The sequence below is a fragment of the Streptomyces sp. I05A-00742 genome, from assembly GCF_013055795.1.
Lineage (GTDB): Bacteria > Actinomycetota > Actinomycetes > Streptomycetales > Streptomycetaceae > Streptomyces.
Window position 1 is genome coordinate 17,014 of the sequence record NZ_JABETO010000033.1, and the last position, 19,466, is coordinate 36,479.

General features: G+C 72.6%; 19 protein-coding genes. 13 read left to right on the plus strand and 6 right to left on the minus strand.

The annotated features are described in order from the left end of the window. The first annotated feature begins 26 nt into the window (after positions 1–26). The 4 genes from HN013_RS25045 (at position 27) to HN013_RS25060 (ending at position 3,393) form a co-directional block, all read left to right on the plus strand. On the plus strand, positions 27–467 hold the full coding sequence (locus tag HN013_RS25045) for a carboxymuconolactone decarboxylase family protein (RefSeq protein ID WP_171169990.1): 441 nt from the start codon (positions 27–29) through the stop codon (positions 465–467). Further along, the gene (locus HN013_RS25050; protein ID WP_171169992.1) at positions 464–1,390 is read left to right on the plus strand and encodes a phosphotriesterase; all 927 of its coding nucleotides are present in this window, start codon (positions 464–466) and stop codon (positions 1,388–1,390) included. The genes HN013_RS25045 and HN013_RS25050 overlap by 4 nt, the downstream gene beginning before the upstream one ends. A gap of 78 nt (positions 1,391–1,468) precedes the next feature. Continuing rightward, positions 1,469–2,749 (plus strand): sensor domain-containing protein, encoded by a 1,281-nt coding sequence (locus tag HN013_RS25055; protein WP_171169994.1) that lies wholly within the window; start codon positions 1,469–1,471, stop codon positions 2,747–2,749. After that, positions 2,737–3,393: a response regulator transcription factor gene (locus HN013_RS25060; protein WP_171169996.1), complete on the plus strand. Its 657-nt coding sequence runs from the start codon at positions 2,737–2,739 to the stop codon at positions 3,391–3,393. The genes HN013_RS25055 and HN013_RS25060 overlap by 13 nt, the downstream gene beginning before the upstream one ends. A 10-nt stretch (positions 3,394–3,403) precedes the next feature. Here HN013_RS25060 and HN013_RS25065 read toward each other — a convergent pair whose 3' ends face one another. Further along, positions 3,404–3,940 (minus strand): hypothetical protein, encoded by a 537-nt coding sequence (locus tag HN013_RS25065; protein ID WP_171169998.1) that lies wholly within the window; start codon positions 3,938–3,940, stop codon positions 3,404–3,406. Between the two features lie 175 nt (positions 3,941–4,115). Here HN013_RS25065 and HN013_RS32450 point away from each other — a divergent pair, with 175 nt between their 5' ends. After that, positions 4,116–5,651 carry an integrase gene (locus tag HN013_RS32450; RefSeq protein ID WP_212764785.1) on the plus strand — a complete coding sequence of 512 codons (1,536 nt, stop codon included), beginning with the start codon at positions 4,116–4,118 and terminating at the stop codon, positions 5,649–5,651. 641 nt (positions 5,652–6,292) lie between these two features. Here the strand turns inward: HN013_RS32450 and HN013_RS25075 are convergent. After that, entirely contained in the window at positions 6,293–6,607 is a 315-nt protein-coding gene (locus tag HN013_RS25075; protein WP_171170000.1) for a Ku protein, read from the minus strand. A gap of 170 nt (positions 6,608–6,777) precedes the next feature. Here HN013_RS25075 and HN013_RS25080 point away from each other — a divergent pair, with 170 nt between their 5' ends. Beyond that, positions 6,778–7,212, plus strand: coding sequence for a hypothetical protein (locus HN013_RS25080; RefSeq protein ID WP_171170001.1), 435 nt, complete (start codon positions 6,778–6,780; stop codon positions 7,210–7,212). 33 nt (positions 7,213–7,245) lie between these two features. Here the strand turns inward: HN013_RS25080 and HN013_RS25085 are convergent, their stop codons facing one another. Next, positions 7,246–7,914, minus strand: coding sequence for a hypothetical protein (locus HN013_RS25085; protein WP_171170071.1), 669 nt, complete (start codon positions 7,912–7,914; stop codon positions 7,246–7,248). Between the two features lie 288 nt (positions 7,915–8,202). After that, positions 8,203–8,760: a CGNR zinc finger domain-containing protein gene (locus HN013_RS25090; protein WP_171170004.1), complete on the minus strand. Its 558-nt coding sequence runs from the start codon at positions 8,758–8,760 to the stop codon at positions 8,203–8,205. A 114-nt stretch (positions 8,761–8,874) separates the two neighbouring features. On the opposite strand from HN013_RS25090, the gene HN013_RS25095 reads away from it, so the two are divergent. Further along, the gene (locus HN013_RS25095; RefSeq protein WP_171170006.1) at positions 8,875–9,774 is read left to right on the plus strand and encodes a DMT family transporter; all 900 of its coding nucleotides are present in this window, start codon (positions 8,875–8,877) and stop codon (positions 9,772–9,774) included. A 659-nt stretch (positions 9,775–10,433) separates the two neighbouring features. Next, entirely contained in the window at positions 10,434–11,198 is a 765-nt protein-coding gene (locus HN013_RS25100; protein ID WP_171170008.1) for an alpha/beta fold hydrolase, read from the plus strand. 426 nt (positions 11,199–11,624) lie between these two features. Here HN013_RS25100 and HN013_RS25105 read toward each other — a convergent pair whose 3' ends face one another. Beyond that, positions 11,625–12,584: a LysR substrate-binding domain-containing protein gene (locus tag HN013_RS25105; RefSeq protein ID WP_171170009.1), complete on the minus strand. Its 960-nt coding sequence runs from the start codon at positions 12,582–12,584 to the stop codon at positions 11,625–11,627. A gap of 162 nt (positions 12,585–12,746) precedes the next feature. Here HN013_RS25105 and HN013_RS25110 point away from each other — a divergent pair, with 162 nt between their 5' ends. The 4 genes from HN013_RS25110 to HN013_RS25125 all read left to right on the plus strand — a co-directional run bounded on the left by HN013_RS25110 (position 12,747) and on the right by HN013_RS25125 (position 16,128). Continuing rightward, on the plus strand, positions 12,747–13,661 hold the full coding sequence (locus HN013_RS25110) for an NADP-dependent oxidoreductase (RefSeq protein WP_171170011.1): 915 nt from the start codon (positions 12,747–12,749) through the stop codon (positions 13,659–13,661). Between the two features lie 142 nt (positions 13,662–13,803). Further along, positions 13,804–14,415: an NADPH-dependent FMN reductase gene (locus HN013_RS25115; protein ID WP_171170013.1), complete on the plus strand. Its 612-nt coding sequence runs from the start codon at positions 13,804–13,806 to the stop codon at positions 14,413–14,415. 356 nt (positions 14,416–14,771) lie between these two features. Then, positions 14,772–15,368 carry a hypothetical protein gene (locus HN013_RS25120; RefSeq protein ID WP_171170015.1) on the plus strand — a complete coding sequence of 199 codons (597 nt, stop codon included), beginning with the start codon at positions 14,772–14,774 and terminating at the stop codon, positions 15,366–15,368. A gap of 232 nt (positions 15,369–15,600) precedes the next feature. Continuing rightward, positions 15,601–16,128: a DUF4142 domain-containing protein gene (locus HN013_RS25125; RefSeq protein WP_171170017.1), complete on the plus strand. Its 528-nt coding sequence runs from the start codon at positions 15,601–15,603 to the stop codon at positions 16,126–16,128. A gap of 70 nt (positions 16,129–16,198) precedes the next feature. On the opposite strand, the gene HN013_RS25130 is transcribed toward HN013_RS25125, so the two are convergent. After that, a complete protein-coding gene (locus HN013_RS25130; RefSeq protein WP_171170019.1) occupies positions 16,199–17,752 on the minus strand; it encodes an LCP family protein in 1,554 nt (517 codons plus the stop codon). A gap of 253 nt (positions 17,753–18,005) precedes the next feature. On the opposite strand from HN013_RS25130, the gene HN013_RS25135 reads away from it, so the two are divergent. Further along, positions 18,006–19,457: an MFS transporter gene (locus HN013_RS25135; protein WP_171170021.1), complete on the plus strand. Its 1,452-nt coding sequence runs from the start codon at positions 18,006–18,008 to the stop codon at positions 19,455–19,457. Positions 19,458–19,466 lie beyond the last annotated feature (9 nt).

Consider the following 19,466-nt stretch of genomic DNA (forward strand, 5'->3'; position numbering starts at 1 on the left):
TGGTTCCGGGGTGGGAAGGACGCGGGATGACTGAGGACATCGGCCGGGGACTGCGGGAGGCGCGGATCGACCGCGCGGCGGGGTACCGGCTGCTGGACGTGCTCCAGGACGAGGGGACGCAGGAGGCGACCCTTCCGGGCCTGGAGCGCATGGCGCCGGGGTTCGCCGACTGGATCGTCACGAGCCTGTTCGGCGGCACGTACCAGCGCGACGGGCTGTCGCTGCGGGACCGGCAGATCGCCAATCTGGCCGCGCTCACCGCGCTCGGCGGCGTGGAGGCGCAGCTGGCCGGGCACGTGCGGACCGGTCTCCGGGTGGGGCTCACGGCGGAGGAGGTGGTCGAGGTGTTCGTCCACATCGCCCCGTACATCGGGGTGCCCAAGGCGCTGGCCGGGCTGCGCGTGGCCACCGCGGCGCTGGCGGCCGACGCCGGGGCCGCCGGGCGGACCGCGGAGGACGCCGCATGAGCGGCGTCGTCCGTACCGTGCTCGGCGATGTCCCGGCCACCGACCTGGGTGCCGTCGACGCCCACGACCACCTCTTCCTCCGCAGCCCGGTGCTGCCCGGGCACGAGCTCGACGCCCCCTGGGCGGCGGAGGCCGAACTGCGGGCCTTCGCGGCGGCGGGCGGCGGGACGGTGGTCCAGTGGACCCCGCGCGGCATGGGACGGCGGCTGGCCGACGTGGTCGCGGCGTCCCGGGCCACGGGCGTCCACGTGGTCGCGGCGACCGGCCTGCACCAGGCGGTGCACTACGTCCCTCCGCTCGACCATGTCGAACTCGACCTGCTGCCGGGGCGGTTCATCGAGGACCTGACGACGGCTCCGGTCCGCGCGGGCCTGGTCAAGGTCGCCGGCGGTTTCCACGGTCTCGACGAGCACGCCCGGCACACCCTGGCCGCCGCCGCGGAGGCGCACCATGTGACCGGGGCGCCCGTCGCCGTCCACCTGGAGCTGGGCACGGCACCCCTGGAAGTGCTGGACCTGCTCTGCGGGACGCTCGGAGTGCCGCCCGCCTCCGTGATCCTCGGCCACCTGGGCCGTTCGCCCGACACCCGGGTCCAGCGGGAGGCCGCCCGCTCGGGGGCGTTCCTCGCCTTCGACGGTCCCTCACGGGCCCATCACCCCACCGACTGGCGGCTGTTCGACGAACTGGCGGCTCTGGCCGACGCCGGGCACGCGGGGCAGCTCCTGCTCGGCGGCGACACCACGACGGCCGCGGCCCGCTCGGTCCACGGGGGTCCGGGCATGCCGTACCTGCTGCGGAACCTGCGTCCGCGGCTGGGCGCCGAGTTCGGCGAGGACTTCGTCGTCCAGGTCTTCCACCGCAATCCCGCACGGGCCTTCGCCCTGGCACGGAAGGAGTCCTCCGCCGTTCCCGACGGCGCCTGACGGCCCGCCCGCCGGTCCGGAAAGCCGCACTTCGGCGGGGGTTTCCGGCGGTGATAGCGTCTCGGGCAGGGGGTAGGGATGGATACCGCATTCCGGGGGCAGGGCCGGTCCGGACCGATGACGTGGCGCGCGCTCGTCCGCCGGTTCACCGCGGCCCTCCGCTACCTCCTCCTCGCCGGGGCCACGGGCCCGGCCGCCCTGCTCGGCTGTTGCCTGGTGCTCGCCGTCGGAGTGCTGAGCCTGCCGGGCCCGGGGCTGCCCGTCCTGCCCGCCGTGCTGCGGCAGGTGCGCCGGTTCGCCGACGTCCACCGCAGGCGGGCCGGGGCATGGCTCGGCTCCGGGGTCCCGTCGGCGTACCGCCCGGCGGAGGGCGGGGCCCTGGCCCGCGCCCGGGCGATGCTGGGCGACCGTGCGACCTGGTCCGACCTCGGGTGGCTGGCGCTGCACGGCCTGGCGGGGACGGTCCTGGGCGCGTTCGCCCTGGTGCTGTGCGGCGGCGCGCTGAGCTGGCTGGCGACGCCGCTGTGGTGGTGGGCGGTGCCGGGCGCACAGTTCGCGGTGTGGGAGATCGCCTCCTGGCCCGCGGCGCTGGGCGCGGTCGTCGTCGGTCTGGCCTACGCGGCGCTGGCCGGCGTCCTGCTGCCGGTACTCGCCGGCGGGCACGCCCGGCTGACCCGCGCCCTGCTCCGGCCGCGGCGGGAACGGGCGTCGCTGGCCCGGCGCGTCGAGGAGCTGACGGTCTCGCGGGCCGAGGCCCTCGACGCGCACGCCGCCGAACTGCGCCGCATCGAGCGGGACCTGCACGACGGGGCACAGGCCGGCCTGGTGGCCGTCTCCCTCCGTCTGGGCCTGATCCGGCGCGCCCTGGAGCACCGTCCGGACCAGCTGCCCGAACTGGTCGACGGCGCCCAGCTGCTGGCCGAGCAGGCGCTGACCTCGCTGCGGGCGACCGTCCGCGCCATCCACCCGCCGGTGCTCGACGACCAGGGGCTGACGGAGGCGGCGCGCGGCCTCGCCGCGGCCTGCCCGGTGCCGACGGACCTCGACGTCGAGACCGCGCCGCCCGCTGTCCGCGCGCCGGCCGCGGTGGAGGCGGCGGCCTACTTCGTCCTCGCCGAGGCGCTGACCAACGTCGCCCGGCACAGCGGTGCCGGCCGCGCCCAGGTGCGGCTGAGCATGACGCCGCGGTCGATCCGGGTGAGCGTGCGGGACGACGGCCGGGGCGGCGCGGCCGAGGGCCCGGGCACCGGGCTGGCCGGCATCCGGCGCCGCGTCGCCGCCCTCGACGGCAGCACCGAGCTGTCCAGCCCGCCGGGCGGGCCGACCCTGCTACGCGTGGAGCTGCCGTGCGGATCCTGATCGCCGAGGACAACACCCTGCTGCGGGAGGGCCTTTCCCTCCTGCTGACCAGCGCCGGGCACGAGGTCTGCGCCGCCGTCGAGGACGGCGACGCCCTGCTGCCCGCGCTGCTGGAACACCGCCCGGACGCCGCCGTCCTGGACGTCCGCCTGCCGCCCGGCTTCCAGGACGAGGGCCTGCGCGCCGCCCTCGCGGCCCGGGAACGGATCCCCGGCCTGCCGGTCCTGGTGCTGTCCCAGTACGTGGAGCAGGTCTACGCCGCCCGGCTGCTCGCCCACAGCGCCCAGGGCGTCGGATACCTGCTCAAGGACCGCGTCGGCCGGGTGGAGGAGTTCCTGTCCGCACTGGACCGGGTCACCGCCGGCGGGACCGCCATGGACCCGGAGGTGATCTCCCAGCTGATGGTGCGCGGCACCCGCGACGATCCGCTGGCGGCGCTGAGCCCCCGGGAGCGCGAGGTGCTGGCACTGATGGCCGAAGGACACGGCAACTCGGCCATCGGACAACGGCTGTTCATCGCGGAGACCTCGGTGAACAAGCACATCGGCAACATCTTCACCAAGCTCGGCCTGCCGGCGACGGACGGCGGCCACCGCCGCGTCCGGGCGGTACTGACCTGGCTCCGGGCAGAAACCCACCCGTGACTCCGGCCCGTCAACCCTCGTCCGCGCCGGACAGCGCTTCGGTGATCAAACGCGTGGCGAAGTCGGCGTCGTCGGTGAGGTGGTTGATGTGCTCCGCAAGCAGGAAGGCGGTGGCTTCCAGGGGATTCATCTCGTCCTCCGTCCAGTAGCCGTACTGCTTGCGCCACAGGCTGGGGCTCAGGCCGGTGCCCGCGGCGACGAGCAGACCGGCCATGGTCGGGATGACCTCGGGCCGGACGCTCCTGGGCATCATGCGCATCGTTGCCACGATGTCGGGCACCACGTACGCGATGACGTCCTTGTCATGGTGCTCGTAGGCCTCCCGCAGCCACTCCATGAACATGAAGATGAGCGTGCAGGCGCCGTCCAGCACGTCATTGGCTCCCTCGGAGTCCAGGGACGCCGTCAACTGGTCCATCAGCGCCTGTTGCTCGGGGTCGGTCCCGGTCCTGCCCTCGTGAATGCTCTTGAGCCGGGAGTCGATCACCATGAGCGCCGCACCCACATCGCCGGCGGGGGCGTACCGGGGGTCGCAGGGGGATGGCACAGGATTCCTCCTCACTGGGCCGCGGTGGGCAGCGCGGCGTTCCGCAGAGTAGACCGCCGGTGGGACGGGGGTCCGGCGAACGCCGGAAGTGCCACGGCGCGTATGAGCGGTGGCCTGGTCGTCCGGGAGATCACGCGCTTGTCCTCAACCGCACTTGAGGTCATAACCTCTCCGCATGACCTGCACGGCGTGCAGGCTCCTCACCGAAGAGACCGCCGTGCAGCGCCTCGGTTCCGACGATTCGTTTCCGTTCATTGGCTGCTGCGAGTGGACCGGCGTTACCGTACTGGCGGGCCTGCCGACGCCGGCGGAGTGGGCGCACGCGCACGGTACGCAGCCGGGACAGCCGGTGCTGCTGCGGGCCGATGGATGGTCGGTCCCGGAGGTCAACGGGTTCTTCGCCCCGGCGCGGATGCGTAACGCGAGGGCAGGCACACGAAGAAAGTACGCCTTCGCGGTAGCCGTCTGGCTGGGGTTCCTTGATGCGGTGGGCCGGGCCTGGCACGACGCCGACGAAGAGGACGTCGCCGGGTTCAAGTTCTGGCGGATGACCGCCGAGGCCAACGTCCGGCGCGTGGCCGGCGGGACGGTGCTGGACGACCTGGTCGCGATCAGCGCGTTCTACCGCTGGGCCGGGTTCCGGTTCGGAGTGAGCGATCCGGTGGCCCGGCGGCAGGTTCCCGGCCCTGACCCGGGCTCGGTGACGGAGTCGTTCGAGGCCGGCCCGCATCCCGTCCGCAGCAAGGACGTGAAATGGCTGGACCCGGCGGGCTACGCCCGCTGGGTCGATGTCGGGTTGCGCGGACTGAACCTGCACGGTCGGGAGATCGACGGGTGGCGGGGGCGCAACAGCCAGCGCGATTGCGCGTTCGTCGACGGCCTCTACGGCACCGGGCTGCGGCTGAGTGAGTGGGCCAGCGTCCTGCGCTTGGAGCTGCCCGCCGACGACGAGACCCGCACCTACTACACCTGCCGGCTGGCAGAGGCATGCGCCAAGGGGGGACGTGGGCGCCGCTTCTGGATGCCGCGCAGCGTCCTGGTCGACATCCTGGCCTACGAGGAGGGCGAGCGCGCCGCAGCGGTCCGCCGGGCTCAGCGCGCCTGCCGCTACGAGCGGTTGCCAGGGCTGCTGCTGGTCGAACGCAGGACCCGCAACCGCCGCCTGGAGATGCGCGACGCAGGCGGTCGGCGGGTGACCGTGTCGATGGACTCGCTGGATCCCGGCGCCCGCGAGAGGCTGTTCCGCCGGACCGCAGCCGGGCTGGAGCCGCTGGCGGTCTGGCTGAACGAGGACGGCCTGCCGCGCGCGGCGCACGGCTGGCAGCACACCTTCGACGCCGGCAACGAGCGGGTCGCCCGCGCCGGGCTCACCTCGTTCGAGGCGTACGCGCACATGATGCGGCACTCCTTCGCGCTGCGCTGGTACTCGGTCGGCCGGCTGCTCTACGAGCGGCAGGTCGCGCACCTGAATGCTGAGGAGGTACGCGACTTCCGTGCCCAGTTCGGCGACACCTGGTATCTGGTCAAGACGCTGCTGGGGCACGCCGACGTGACGACCACCATGGATACCTACCTGGAGCCCTTCCGCGACCTCGACGTCTCGCTGCTGATCGAGCACGCTCACGGTTTTGCGCTGTCGGCCCTGATGGCGTCCATGTTCGCCACGCACCCGCAGGTCCTGTCCGACCCGGTCGCCGGAGAACCGTCATGACCCGCGCTGCAGGGCGCCCGGCTGCGCTGCCGACACCCGGATACCAAGCGCCGCAACGGTTGTTCCTCGACGACGGGCAGTGCCTGGTCCGCTTCTTCCCGGAGCGCGGCGGCCGGCCGGTCGACTACGACTTCGCCGCCTTCCCCATCACCCGCGAGCTGGTGGTGTGGCTGGCGACCGCCTTCGCCGGGGCGACCTCTCCGGCCGGGCGGCGCAGGACGACCTCCTCGGCCCTGAGCGCCTACGGTCTGCTGCGCCGATTCGCACCACCTGGCCTCGCTCAACCGTCCGCCGGCCCATCCGGTCCGTGGCCAGACGGGATTGCGGCTTGCCTGTCCCGGGGTAGGTCCGCTGCCATGCCACCTTGCCTGAAAGGTCGACCCTCGTGATGACGGTCGCCAGCGGATTCGGGCCGTAGCCGGTCACGGTCAGTGGCCCGGACGGGCCGGATGCGGACACAGCGCGGATCTGGCCCGGCATGGTGAAACGCGATGAGAGGGTCATGCGTCCGCATCTTGCCGCATGTCTCCGTCCGCAGCGGTTGGGCCCTCTGCAGCGCTCGCCTGGAACGCTCAGGGGCCAACTGCAGTGCTCAGTCACACGTCCTGTGACTGAGCAACGTAGTTGGCCCCGCCGGACAACTACGATGCACAGGGCGCGCCGGCAAGTGCGCGGGCGACGCTCTCGTCGACCGCGGCGTCCGGGACCGGGCGCCGGAGGTCGAGCGGATCTCGTCGGGCGAGCGCGTCGCGTGGAAGACAAGGACATCCCCCGAGGGTGCGCAGCAGGGCCAGGCATTCGCGGCCGCGGAAGCCGACTTTGGCGACGGCGACCTTGCTGGAGCGGGCCAGGGCGGTGTGCAGGAGGATGTAGGGCTTGGCGGCGGGGCCGTTGGCGGTGACGTAGTAGGAGGCGCCCGCGGCTATGGGGTCGATGGAGGTGCACAGGGACTTCACTCGGGTCTCCCTCCGTCCGGGCGCTCCCGCTTCAGGTCCGCACCCGGGGGCTGGATTGTCGGCGCCCCGGGTGTGACGGGGGTTCTCGGAGGTGGAGTCCTCGCTCTTCGTGATGCGATGCACCCGGCCCTTGCTGTGGGCCCGCTGGCTCGCCAGGCGAGAATGTGGCCGTGTCTGCCTACTACGGCTCTTCCGCCCGCCGCCTCATGATCGCCGCCCTGATCCCGTTGGCCGCCGACGCGGCTGCTCAGCAGGCGTGGCTGAAGTCGTTCCCTATCGCCACGGACGACCTCCTGTACGACTTCGACAACGCCCTACCGGTCTTCGCGCACGAAGAGGCGGACGAGATCGACGCGGCAGCCGTGATGGAGGAGCTCCGCACGATCGAGGATCACTTCCGGGAGATGTGCGGGGACCGGCCGGCCGACCCCTGGACGTACGAGGCCCTGGCCAATGATCCGGCCTGGGCGGCGGTACGTGCACTGGCGCGCGAGATCCTCTTCGTCCTCGCCGGCGACCGCACCCTGCCCATGCCCCACATCAACTTCATCCCCGCGGCCATCGACACGGCGACACCGCCGCCGGTCGACCACCTCGCCCCGTAGCGCGGGAGGGCCGTCGGAACCCGGTGCGCGGAGTCAGCCGCCGTGGAGGCCCCATTCGTCCAGGCCGCCGTAAACGTGCGCTTCGAGGCACTGCGGGGCGTCGAGGCCCATGGCCTCGCCGCGGTACACGGCGATGAGGGTGTCCTCGCCCCGCCACCAGCCGTCGGTCACGCCCTGGACCTCGGGTACCGGTTCGAAGCTGTCGAGAGCCAGTGCCTCCACGGCCCTGCCCGTGACCCTCGTGACGGTCGTGGCCCAGCGACGGGCGTGGGCGGCCAGGGCCAGGGCTTCCACCCACCCCTCCGTGCCGGCGTGCAGGGGTGTCCAGCGGTCGGCGTCGATGCCGAACGCCCCGTCGGGGCCGATCATGAACCCGTAGGCCATGGACACCCTGCCGTCCCCCGCCGAGAACGACCAGCCTTCTGCGGACGACCCTTCGGGACAGTCCGCGCTCAGGACGCGTGGACCGCCTTCGTAGAACGGAGCCGGCGGCAGGGCGAGACCGCCCCAACGGTCCTGGAAGGCGGTGGCCCGGTCGATCTCGGCAACGGGGATTCCGCGCTCGATCCACACATCGCGGTGACGCCGGATGTCGGGCTGGTGAACCCGGAGGCCCTCCACCTCGACGAACCGGTGAGCCCGGTGGCTCAGACCGACAGGCGCGACCGGGAGAGGCGAAACGTGATCGCCCGTGGAGGACAGCAGCTCAGAGTGGCGGGCCCCGCAGCACGAACAGGCGCACCCGAGATCGTTGGTCACAGCGACGGAGCCTACTGACCGGCTCGGCATCCCCCGACCCTGGGTGCCAACTAGCGCGCTCGATCGCCAACTAGCGTGCGCAAGCGCCACCTATCGCGCTCAGTCACACGTCCCTAAACCGGCTTGGTCTGGGGAGCTACAGACGAGCCGTGATCGATTGATGTTCGGCAACAGCTCGGAATAGGCGAGAGAAGCGGAGGGCGCCACTCGCCGCGAATGGTCTTGGGCGTGTTACGCGCGCGGTGTTGTTCGTCTGGTTGTCGGCGTCGGGCTTCCGTGGCGCCGCTCGCGGTGGCGGGCCACGGCGTCGTTGTTGGCGCAGCGCACTGAGCAGTAGGCGCGTCTGCCGTTGCGGGAGGTGTCGACGAAAGCCAGAGCGCAGTCGCGTCGTGCACAGCGTCCCAGCCGCTCGGCGTCGGCGGAGCAGATGACGTAGGCGAGTCCGGCCGCGGTGATGGCGCGGATGTGCGCGGCCGGGTCGGCGCCGGTGGCGCTGTAGTGCAGGTGGGGCCGTCCGTCGTGCAGAGAGATACGGGGGCTGCTCGAAGAGTCGGCGAGGAGCGCATTGACCGCGTCGCACCGCTCGTCGAGGTTCTGTCGCCCGAAACACGCGGCCAGGCGCCGGCTCCATGTCCAGATGGTCTCGGCCTGCGCGGTGGTGAGCGTGCGGTTCACCACGCCGTGCACGGCCAGGATCGGTTCCAGGTCTGCGGGGTGGGGTGCCTTGGTCAGGTTGACAAGGTCAGCGGCGAGTCGGGCGGCCTCACCGCCGTAATGGTTGAATTGCATAAGACGATTACACCATCGTGTGGTCCCGGGCGTACCGGGGCGACAGGCCGAAGCGCCGTATGGCCGTCGCGGCCCGCCGGACGACACCGGATACGACGAGATCTCGGAGGCACGATGGTGCAGGCTGTCCGCTGGCCGCGGCAGGGGACCGCGATGGCGCCGGCGTTGATGCTGGTCCAGATCGCCAGTCTTCAGGCGGGGTCGGCCGTCGCCAAGGAGGCGTACGCATCCGTCGGTCCCTCGGCTCTGGCCGGTATGCGGCTGTTCTTCTCCGCCGCGATCCTTTGGATGCTTGTCCGGCCGTCACCGCGCAGGGTCACGGCGGTGCAGTGGCGTGCAGTGATCCCACTCGGCTTGGTCTTCGCGGCCATGGGTATGGCGTATTTCCAGGCCATCAGCCGGCTGCCGATCGGCGTGGCCGCGACCGTGGAACTGCTCGGCCCGCTCACCTTGTCGATCGCTCTGTCCCGTCGGCTGGAGCATCTCGTGGTGGCGTTGCTGGCACTGGCGGGCGTACTGCTGCTGACGGGCCCGGGTGCCTCGCTGTCCGCCGCCGGGCTGGTACTGGGAGGCGCCGCCGCGCTGTGCCGGGCCGGGTATGTGGTCCTGAGCCGGCGGGTCGGACGGCTGTTCCCCGACTGGACGGGCCTGGCGCTGGCGCTGGCCTGCGGTGCCTGCGTCCTGACCCCGGTCTCCGCTGTCACGGACGGCGTTTCGGTGGTGAACCACCCGGCGGTTCTCCTCACCGGTCTCCTCGTGGCTCTTCTGTCCTCGCTGATTCCGTACGCGCTGGACATGACGGTGCTGCGGCGTATCGATGCCCGCGCCTTCGGGGTGCTTCTCGCACTGAGCCCTGCCGTGGCGGCGGCCGTCGGTTTCCTTCTGCTGCGCGAGCAGCTGACCGTACGCCAGCTGGCAGCGGTTGTGCTGGTCGTCCTGGCCGGTGCCTGGTCGGTGCTGCGGGCCGGAACGCCTGCCGCCCCGGAGGCCCGGCCCGGCACCCCCGACAGCTGATCCTTCTGCTCGATGTAATGGTTGAAGTGCAATAGACCGTGACAGCATGTTGGTGGCATGACACCCGTACCCTCGGTCACCGTCACGTCGGCACAGGACCGCTGCCCCGTCTGCCATGAGCCAACTGGGAGGGAAGCGCAGTGGTGGACGCTCCGATCCCGCCACCGAACGTCCGAGGGCGAGGTCGAGTACTGCACCGGTGGCTGCGGTTGCTTCGTCGTCCTGGTCAACGGGGAAATGGTCAAAGCTCTCCCCGCCGACCGTCGGTGAAGTACGAGCGGAGCCGTCGGCATCACGGCCCAGGTTCAGGAACAGGCCACTCTGCGGCATCGGGCCGGCGCCGGGGAGCCAGGCGGCTCCCCTCTCCCCATCGCATCTCCCCATCGCAAGCGAGACGGGCCGCCCGTTGCGGCGAGAACCGTACGCCTTGTCACCGCTGACGTGCCCGGGTCGCTCACCCCGCGGGCGAATACTGCAACTCTCGAATACCGACACTCCACCGGCGAGGCAGTGAAGCATGCTCTGCCTGTCGGACGCCACGGACCAGCTGTGGGCACTGAGCGCTCGTCTCGGGCGAGGGCTCTCCCTTGAAGCGGGCGGGCTGTGTACTGACCGCTGTTCGACTGTGGTTGTCGGTTACGGCTCTTAGGATTTGCGTCATGCGTGAGTTCTTCACAGCGGGTGGGCGGAGGCTGTCGTATCTGGACTTCGGAGGTCCGGGCAGGCCGCTTGTGGCCCTGCACGGGCACTACAACGAAGCAGCCGCGTTCGCGCCGCTCGCGGAGGCGCTGGCTCCGCGGTGGCGGGTGATCGCGCTCGATCAGCGCGGTCATGGAGAGTCCGACCGTGCCCCCAGTTACGGGCGGGACGACTACGTAGCCGATGCCGAAGCCTTCCACCGGCATCTGGGAGTCGGCCCCGTGGCGGTACTGGGCCACTCGCTGGGCGGGGTGAACGCCTACCAGTTCGCCGCCCGGCACCCGGACAGGGTCAGCAAGCTGATCGTGGAGGACATCGGTGCATTCATCGACCTCGACTCGTCGTTCACCATGCGCCTGCCCTCTCACGCGCGGTCCCGAGAGGCACTGGTCACGGCCCTGGGTACGACTGCGCCCTATCTGGAGTGTTCGTTCCGGCAGAGGGGTCAGGGCTGGGGCTTCTCGTTCGGCATCGACGACACCCTGGCGTCCCAGAAGGCGCTCAACGGCGATCACTGGGGCGACTGGACAGCGGTGTCCTGCCCCACCCTGCTGATCCACGGAATTCGCAGTGACGTCCTGACGGCCGATCACGCCCGCGACATGGTCGCCCGCCGCGGCGGTCGGGCCCGCCTGGCCGAGCCGGCCGCGGGTCACGTGGTGCATCACGACGCTCCGGAGCAGTTCGCCGCCGCGGTCGCCGCGTTTCTGTCCGAACCTTGCTGAGCCGTGGAGCTCAGGCTGTCAGGAGGTATCCGGCCTGTTTCAGGGGCCTGACAGGTGCGGTGGTGCTCGTGGGCAAGATGGCAGCGCCAGCAGGGGGCGAGGTCGTTGTTGCTTGATCAACGCCCGGAGTTTCAAGAGCGCTTCGGCACCGGCAAGGCCCCAGCGGGCGCCAGAAAACGTCGAGTCGGTCGGCGAGCACGGTGAGAGCGCGGACGGCGACCCAGTCCTCGGCGACGGGATCCCCGGCCGCGCAACACGTCTCTGTCTCAGGGAAGCAGCGAGATGCCGGGTATGCGCACGTCATGACTCCCGGCCCGCGGAGCGGTCCGGCGAATGCCTGGGATGGTCCCGCTCCCGCCCGGTGGGCGCGTGGTCTCGCGCGGATCTGGCAGCCGACGGGCGGCGGTTGCCGACCGAGGCTCGTCTTCAGCCGGTCGGAATGCGCAACGTGGTCCGGTCGGGTTCGGGGAGCCACCAGGGGCCGTCGGGGAGGGTGGACCAGTGGTGGTCCCGGGTGTAGGAGTGGGTGAGTTCGAGGATGCGGTTGACGGAGGGGGCGGCGGTGGTGGTGTTCCACACGGCGTGCCAGGGGTAGAGCGGGACGGGGTCGGTGAGGGGGCGGAGGGTGAGGCCCTCGGGAAGGGGGCCGGTGGCCGGGCTCAGGGCGGGGTAGCCGCGGGCCCGGACGGTGGCGTGGACGGCGGCATGGCCGTGTCCGCGGACGCGCAGGGCCGTCCGGAGACCGAAGGCGCCAATGGCCCGGTCGATCCAGTCGCGCCATTCGGCGGCCTCGTCGGCGGTGTGAACGAGGAGCGGGTGGTCGGCGAGGGCGGCCAGGGGCACCTCGTCACGGTCTGCGAGGGGGTGGCCGACGGGCAGGACCACACCGATGGGCTCCAGGCGGACGGGCATGGTGGCGAGGCCGGCGGGGAGGTCCCGGCCGAGACCGTGGACACGGCCGAAGGCGAGGTCGAGTTCGCCGGCGATCAGGCGGGGCAGAGCCGCGGCCAGTCCCTGGGTCTGGAACACCTCGAAGGGCAGGCACGGGGACTGCGCGCGCAGGTGCTGCGCCAGGACCGAGGGGGTGAGCCCCTCGGTGAGGACGTCGACGCGCAAGGGCGCGCGGGTGCCGGCGACGGCGTCGGTGAGGCGCCGCGCGTCGTCGAGCAGGCGCCGTCCGCGCTCGACGAAGACCTCGCCGGCGGGGGTGGTGGCGACATGGCGGCGGTCGCGGGTGAACAGCGGTACGCCGAGGCGTCTTTCCAGCGAGCCGATCTGGGCGGAGAGGGTCTGCTGGGCGATGGTGAGCCGGGCGGCGGCCCGCCCGAAGTGGAGTTCGTCGGCGAGGGTGACGGCGTAGCGCACCTGGCGCAGGTCGAGGTCCACGCCCCCACTGTAACAGTCTGACGCTGTCACGCGTCCGCTGAGGAGTGTTGGACCCATGAGGCATCGCGGACGTTGACTCGGTGATCAGCAGGGCGCCGAGGCAAGGGGACGAAGAGGTTCCCGGCGCCCGATGGTTCGATCGAAGGTAAGGCGGCACATGCGATGAAGGCAGTGGTGATGGACTCCTACGGTCCACCGGAGGTGCTGCGGGTGGCCGATCTCCCCGAGCCGGAGGCCGGCGGGGGCCAGGTGAGGGTGCGGATCAGGGCGGCGGGGCTGAATCCGATCGACGCGAGGATCCGGCGCGGCGAGTTCGACTCCGTGTTCGACATCTCCTTCCCGAGACAGCTCGGCAACGAGTTCGCGGGCGTGGTGGACCAGGTGGGCCCGGGCGTCAACCGCTTCGCTCCGGGAGACGAGGTGATCGGCTTCGCCGACATGGCGGCGCACGCCGAGTGGGTGGTCGTCCCCGCAGGAAACCTGACCGCCAAGCCGGCGGAACTCCCCTGGGAGACCGCCGCGGTCGTCAGTGCGGTCGGCCAGGCGGCGTTCAACGCCCTGCGGACGCTCGGCGTGGCGGCCGGGGAGACGGTCCTGATCCACGGCGCGGCCGGCGGTGTCGGCAGCGTAGCGGTGCAGTCGGCCGGCGCCCGGGGAGCCACCGTGATCGGCACCGCGAGCGAAGGCAACCACGACTACGTCCGCTCCCTCGGCGGCATCCCCGTCGCCTACGGGGCGGGGCTGGAGGAGCGGGTGCGCGAGCTGGCCCCGCAGGGGGTGGACGCCTCGATGGACCTGACCGGATCCGACGAGGCGGTCATCGCGTCGATCGCGGTGACGCGGGACAGGAGCCGGATCGTGACCCTGGTCAGCCCGCCGCTGGCCGAACGCCACGGCATCGCGATGATGTACGGCAGCCGCGCGGCCGAGACCGTCGCCCGGGTCGCGGACCTGGTGGCCCGCGGAGACCTGCGGCTGCCCCTCGCCCGCCGCTTCTCCCTGGAGGAAGCGGCCGAGGGGCACCGGCTGTTGGAGGCCGGCGGCCTGCGGGGCAAGCTCGTCCTCGTCCCGGGCTGACCCGGCCGCCGCACGGCGGCTTTCACCTCACTGGGCCCCTGGCAACGCCCTGCGAGGACGCCCTGCCCGCTCCCCCTCTGCTCCCACCCCGTCCTCCCCTTCCGGACGGCATCCTTCCCTCGACCTTGGAGTACCACCCGTCATGAGTCGTGTCCTGGCCATCTCAGGTTCGCTGCGAACCGCCTCCTTCAACACCCAGATCCTCCACAGCCTCACCGCGCTGGCGCCGACGGGCATGCACATCGAGCTCTTCCAGCACCTGGACGAGGTACCGCACTTCAGCGAGGACCTCGAGAACGAGCCGCCGGCCGCCGTGCTCCGGCTGAGGCAGGCCATCGCCGACGCCGACGGCCTGATCGTGGCCACCCCCGAGTACAACGGCGCGATGCCCGGCGTGCTGAAGAACGCCCTCGACTGGGCCTCACGGCCCTACGACGCGAGCGTCCTGCCCGGCCACACCGCCATGATCCTCTCCTCCTCGCCCGGCAACCTCGCCGGGATCCGCGCCCAGACACAGCTGCGCGAGATGTTCGCCCTGCTGAACGTCTACGTCGTCGGCGGCCCCCTGGTCGCCGTACCCGAGGTCCACACCCGCCTCGACCACACCGCCGAACCCGCCGAGCGCCTGACCGACCCCGTCACCCGGGCCATGCTCGTCTCCCTCCTGAACGGGCTGGCCGCGGCCATCGACGACCAGGCCGGAGGCCGCCTGATCAAGCCCCTCTTCCACATGCGGGAACAGCGGCCCGCCTGACCCGCGGGGGCCGCCGGGCGGCGGACCCAAGTAGGTATCCCACCGGCGGGATCGAGGCCCTCTCTCTCGGTCCTCCGGCGGCGACACACCGGATTCCGCCCGGCAGTGACATCCTCCTCCGAACCGCTGACTCACCGGCAGACAGCGGCGGCACCACTCCCGTTCGGTCCAGGTGGATGGAATACGCGCTACAGGGCTAACGAGACATCAGCTGATGCCCCGCCACCTGACGATTCGTCGGTACTTCTTCCCGACGGCCCGTCAGCTGACGGTGCGTCCGCTCGCGCGCTCCGATTGCGGCCGTCCCGGACCGGCCGCAGGGTGACGGCAGGATCCCCTCTCCGAAGGAGCACCCGATGGACGCCCTCCGCAGAACCGGTCTTCTCACCGCCGTCGCCCTGTGCGGCACCCTCGCCGCGGGCGCGGTGCCGGCCCTCGCCGATGTACCGCCCGCCGCGCCCCCGTCCTCCGCCGCCCCGCTGGCCCCCTCGGTGCTGACCTCGGCGCCGCTGCCGGTCGCGGAGGCCGAGTCCGCCGCGGATCCGGAGGCCGTGCGCCGGGTCTCGGCCGAGGCCCTGCGGGTGCTCGACCAGGACGAGATCGGACAGCGTGCCGCGGAGGCCGCGGCCGCGTGCGGCGCTGTGCAGAACGCGTCGGCCGAGCAGAGGGGGGCCTGTGGTGCCGTCAAGGAACGACTCGACGTGCTGGTCGGGGCGCGTGACGGGCTGCGCGGGCAGGCCGCGGCGGCCGCGCCCGACCGGGCCGCTGTCGCCCGGATCGTGGCGGACGCCCAGCGGGCGCGGGACGAGCTCGCCCCGCGTACGGCCGACGGAGCGACCGACGCGGGCAACGGTCTGCTGTCCCTGGTCACCAACCTGGTGGGCACCCTCTCCGGTCTGGTCACCGGGGTCCTCGGCACCCTGACGGGCCTGGTGGGCGGGCTGCTGGGCTGAGCGACCGTACGAGCCGGCCGGGTCCGTCGGACGCCCGGAGCCCGGACGCCCGTACCCCCGATCGCCCGAAATCAGCGCGGCCATATGGCGGGACGGCAGGCGTCCGGCAGGTCAACGGCCCTGGGCCGGGTGCATTGTTCAGCTCCGTGAGGGGTCGCGACGGGCGCCCCTCGGCCGGACGGGCCCGCGCACCGCGGCGTGCCGCGGGCCGACGACGAACGGAGCAGCGAAGATGCGTATGCGACACCGGGCCACTACGGCGCTGGCGGCTCTCACCCTCGCCATGGCGTCGGCGGGTACGGCCCTCGCCACCGACGTCCTCGACGACGCCTTCCTGGGCCAGGTGCACCAGGGCAACCTGGCCGAGATCGCGGCGGGCGGCGACGCCCAGAAGAACGCCGTGACCGCATGCGTGCGGGACACCGGGAAGGTGCTCGTCCGCGACCACACCCTGCTGGACGAGGGGGTCAAGGAGCTCGGCCGCAAGCTCAAGGTCGCTCTGCCGCGCGCGGTGACCCCCAAGCAGGAGCAGGAGCTGAAGGACCTCCGGAAGAAGGCGCGGACCCGCTCCTACGACAACCTCTGGCTGCGCGCCCAGGACACCGCGCACGTCCAGACGCTGGACCTGCTGGACGAGGAGGCGGCGCACGGCAAGGACGCGGCCGTCAGGGACGCGGCCAGGAAGGCGCGGCCCGTCATCGCCAAGCACCTCGACATGGTGCGCGACTGCATGATGCGCTTCCCGGCGCGCCACCGCTAGCGGACCCCGGGCCGGTCCCGCCGGTGACACGGGACCGGCCGGCCGATCCCCTACGGCCGGCCGTCCCCGGTCAGTCGACGCAGGTGACGCCGCCCATCCGTACCGACCGGCCCTGGAAGGTGTCGGACGCCGACGGGCCGTTACCGCCCGGGGCGTCCGCTCCGGCCGAGGAGTCGCCGGCCGGGCGCGGGGTCCTGGGGGCGGAGCCCAGCGTGACGACGACGTGGCCGGCGGGGACCGCGCCGTCCCGGACGGGCTCCGCGCCGAGGCGGGCGGCGATGTGCAGGGCGGCGGCGGCGGCGCCGCGGCCGTGGGTGACGGTCGTCGCGACGGCGGCCGGGGCGTTGGTGATCCGCCCCGGGGTGTAGCCCAGCGCGTTCAGGGACCGGGACTCGGCGGCCGCGGCGCCCGGCACCCCCGAGGCGTTGCGCACCTCCACGGTGGTCGACGACGCGTCGGCCGGGACGGTCGGCGTGGGCGCGGCGGAGGGCTCGGGGAGCGGCCGGTGCCCGGTCAGGGCCTGGACGAGGCTCTTGATCCGCGCCGGGTCGACGAGGTTGACCGCCTCCCCCTTGCGGTTGGCGAACCCCTCGATGGGCAGGGTGTGGAACTCGGCGTTGCCGCCGGTGAGGTTGGGGACCTGCCGGGCGAAGTCGAGCAGGTCCCACTGGTCGTCGAGGACCACGTCCTTCTTGACGACGTCGAGCAGTCCCTCAAGCTTGTCGAGGTCCCCCCAGGCGCCCTCCGACGTGAGCTTGTGCATGACCGAGGAGAGGAAGGCCTGCTGACGGTGGGTCCGGTCGAGGTCGCCGTTGGTCAGGCCGTGCCGCTGCCGGACGAAGGCGAGCGCCTGACGGGCATTCAACTCCTGGCGTCCGGCGGGGAAGTCCGCACCGGAGTAGTGGTCGTGGACGGCGTTCCGCAGGCACACCGGGACCGGCTGGACGACCTTGGCGATGTCGTAGAAGCCGAGGAGGTTGACCTCGGCGAAGTGGTCGATGGGCACCCCGAGGAAGTCCTGGACCGTCGCCAGGGTCGTCTCCCGGCCGGCCTCGCGGCTGCGGTGCTCCAGTTCGGCGCCCTTGACGCCCTGGGCGGCCAGCCGGTTCTGGGCCTCCGCCTTGGCGATGCCGTACGCCTCCTTGATCTTGTGCTCCCCGCGGCCGCCGGCGACGGCGACATAGTCGTCGCGGGGGATGGAGAAGGCCGTGACCCGGCCGCCGTCGGCCGGGATGTGCACGAGGATCAGCGTGTTGGTGTTGTATCCGCCGATGGCGCTGGATCCCGCGTGCAGCTCCTCCTGGACGAACTGCCGGGGCAGGTCGTCGCCGTTCATGTCCTTGCGGCTGTCCAGGCCGATCAGCAGGACGTTGACGGAGTCGTCGAGCTTCTCGGGCGCCGATCTGCGCAGCGCGTCGAGCGCGCGGGAGGTGGTCAGGCCGTCGCCGATCCAGTGGCCGGCGAGCCAGCCGGTGCCGGCGACCGCCAGGACGGCGGCCGAGGCCAGGCAGACGGCGATACGGGCCGTGTGGCCCGGACTGCGCGGGGGTCTCGCCCGGCCGTCCTTTCCCCGGTGCCCGTTCCTGCCCCCGCGGGGATCGCGGTTGCCGCGGGGGTCGCGCATCGCCCGCCCTTCCTGCCGTGCCCTGTGCCGGGGGGCGGTCATCGGCGCCCCGCACCCACCAGCCCGCTCAACGAGCCACGGCGGGGTGCGGTGACGGTCACGGGCCGGGCGGCGTGTTCGCGGCCCTCCCGTCCGACAGACGTCCGGGGAACCTCCGTTCGCGGCGGGGTGGCGGACGGGGCTAGCGTCGGAGTGCGGTGTGCCGTTCCCCGGCGCGGTGCGCCGTCGTCCCCCGGCGTCCCAGGAGGAGCTCATGAACGGTCGTCCGGCCCCGCACGTGCCCCGGCGGCGTCTGCTGCCGGCCGTGCTGTCGGAGGAGCGGCCGCGGCCGCGGCGGATAAGGGAGCGGCCGGACGCCTGGCGCCTGGCCGTGGCGACGGTCTGTTTCGGGGCCTTCATGGGGCAACTGGACGCCAGCATCGTCACCCTCACGTACCGCAGTCTGAGCACCGAGTTCCACGCGTCGGCGGCCGCCGTCGAGTGGGTGTCGCTCGCCTACCTGCTGACCCTGGTCGCCCTGCTGGTCCCCGTGGGGCGGCTGGCGGACGCGCACGGCCGCAAGCTGTTCTATCTGAACGGGTTCGCGCTGTTCACCGTCGCCTCGGCCGCCTGCGGGCTGGCGCCCTCGCTGCCGGTGCTGGTCGGCGCCCGTGTGGTGCAGGCCGCGGGTGCGGCGATGATGCAGGCGAACAGCGTGGCGCTGGTGACCACCAGTGCGCCGCGCGGCCGCGTGCGGGCGGCGCTGGGCGTGCAGGCGGCGGCCCAGGCGCTGGGGCTGGCCCTGGGGCCGACGGTGGGCGGGGCGCTGGTGTCCGCGGTCGGCTGGCGCTGGGTGTTCGTGGTGAACGTGCCGGTGGGCGTCGTGGCGCTGGTGGCCGGCCGATACCTGCTGCCCCGGACCCGCGGCCGCGCCGCGTCCGGCGGTTTCGACCGGCTGGGGCCGGTCCTGCTGGCCATCACGACCACCGGACTGCTGCTGGCGCTGTCCGGTGCCTCGGGGCTGCCGTTCCCCGGCTGGTCGGTGGCGGTGCTCCTCGTCCTGGCGGCGGTGGCCGGCCGGGCCTTCCTGTGGTGCCTGGAGCACCGCCCCCGGCCGTTGCTCGACCCGGCCCTGTTGCGGTCCCGTACGGTCGTGGCGGGGCTTGCGGGGGCTCTGTGCGACTACCTGGTGCTGTTCGGCCCCTTGGTGCTGGTGCCCGCGGCCCTCACCGCGGCCGGGTCGTCGGAGCTCCTCGCGGGTCTGGTGCTCACGGCCCTGCCGGCCGGCTTCGCCCTCGCCGCGACCTGCGCGGAGAAGGTGCTGCCGGCCGCGCTGTCCGACCGCGCCCGCTGTGTGCTGGGCGCGCTCGTCTGCGTCGGCGCGCTGGCGGCGACGGCGGCCCTGCCGCTCACCGCGTTCCCGTTGGTGCCGATGCTCGCGCTGCTCGGCCTGGGTCTCGGCGTCTACACCCCGGCGAACAACGCGACGGTCATGGCGGCGATCCCCGCGCGGGCCTCCGGTACGGGCGGCGGTCTGATCAACATGGCCCGGGGGCTGGGGACGGCGCTGGGCATCGCGCTGGTGACGCTGGCCCTCCATCTGTCCGGAGGCGACGGCCCCCGGTGGGCCGTCGTCGCCCTCCTGCCGTTCGCCCTGCTGGCCCTGGCCGCGGCGGCGCTGGGCCGGCCAGGGGGCGGAGCGGCGGGGACAGCTGACGACGGCTGACGACACCTG

Excerpts from the sequence above, each read along its gene's own strand:
- HN013_RS25045 (WP_171169990.1), top strand. The coding sequence starts at position 27 with ATGACTGAGGACATCGGCCGGGGACTGCGGGAGGCGCGGATCGACCGC.
- HN013_RS25050 (WP_171169992.1), top strand. The coding sequence starts at position 464 with ATGAGCGGCGTCGTCCGTACCGTGCTCGGCGATGTCCCGGCCACCGAC.
- HN013_RS25055 (WP_171169994.1), top strand. The coding sequence starts at position 1,469 with ATGGATACCGCATTCCGGGGGCAGGGCCGGTCCGGACCGATGACGTGG.
- HN013_RS32450 (WP_212764785.1), top strand. The coding sequence starts at position 4,116 with ATGACCTGCACGGCGTGCAGGCTCCTCACCGAAGAGACCGCCGTGCAG.
- HN013_RS25090 (WP_171170004.1), bottom strand. The coding sequence starts at position 8,760 with ATGCAATTCAACCATTACGGCGGTGAGGCCGCCCGACTCGCCGCTGAC.
- HN013_RS25095 (WP_171170006.1), top strand. The coding sequence starts at position 8,875 with ATGGTGCAGGCTGTCCGCTGGCCGCGGCAGGGGACCGCGATGGCGCCG.
- HN013_RS25100 (WP_171170008.1), top strand. The coding sequence starts at position 10,434 with ATGCGTGAGTTCTTCACAGCGGGTGGGCGGAGGCTGTCGTATCTGGAC.
- HN013_RS25110 (WP_171170011.1), top strand. The coding sequence starts at position 12,747 with ATGAAGGCAGTGGTGATGGACTCCTACGGTCCACCGGAGGTGCTGCGG.
- HN013_RS25115 (WP_171170013.1), top strand. The coding sequence starts at position 13,804 with ATGAGTCGTGTCCTGGCCATCTCAGGTTCGCTGCGAACCGCCTCCTTC.
- HN013_RS25120 (WP_171170015.1), top strand. The coding sequence starts at position 14,772 with ATGGACGCCCTCCGCAGAACCGGTCTTCTCACCGCCGTCGCCCTGTGC.
- HN013_RS25125 (WP_171170017.1), top strand. The coding sequence starts at position 15,601 with ATGCGTATGCGACACCGGGCCACTACGGCGCTGGCGGCTCTCACCCTC.
- HN013_RS25130 (WP_171170019.1), bottom strand. The coding sequence starts at position 17,752 with ATGCGCGACCCCCGCGGCAACCGCGATCCCCGCGGGGGCAGGAACGGG.
- HN013_RS25135 (WP_171170021.1), top strand. The coding sequence starts at position 18,006 with ATGAACGGTCGTCCGGCCCCGCACGTGCCCCGGCGGCGTCTGCTGCCG.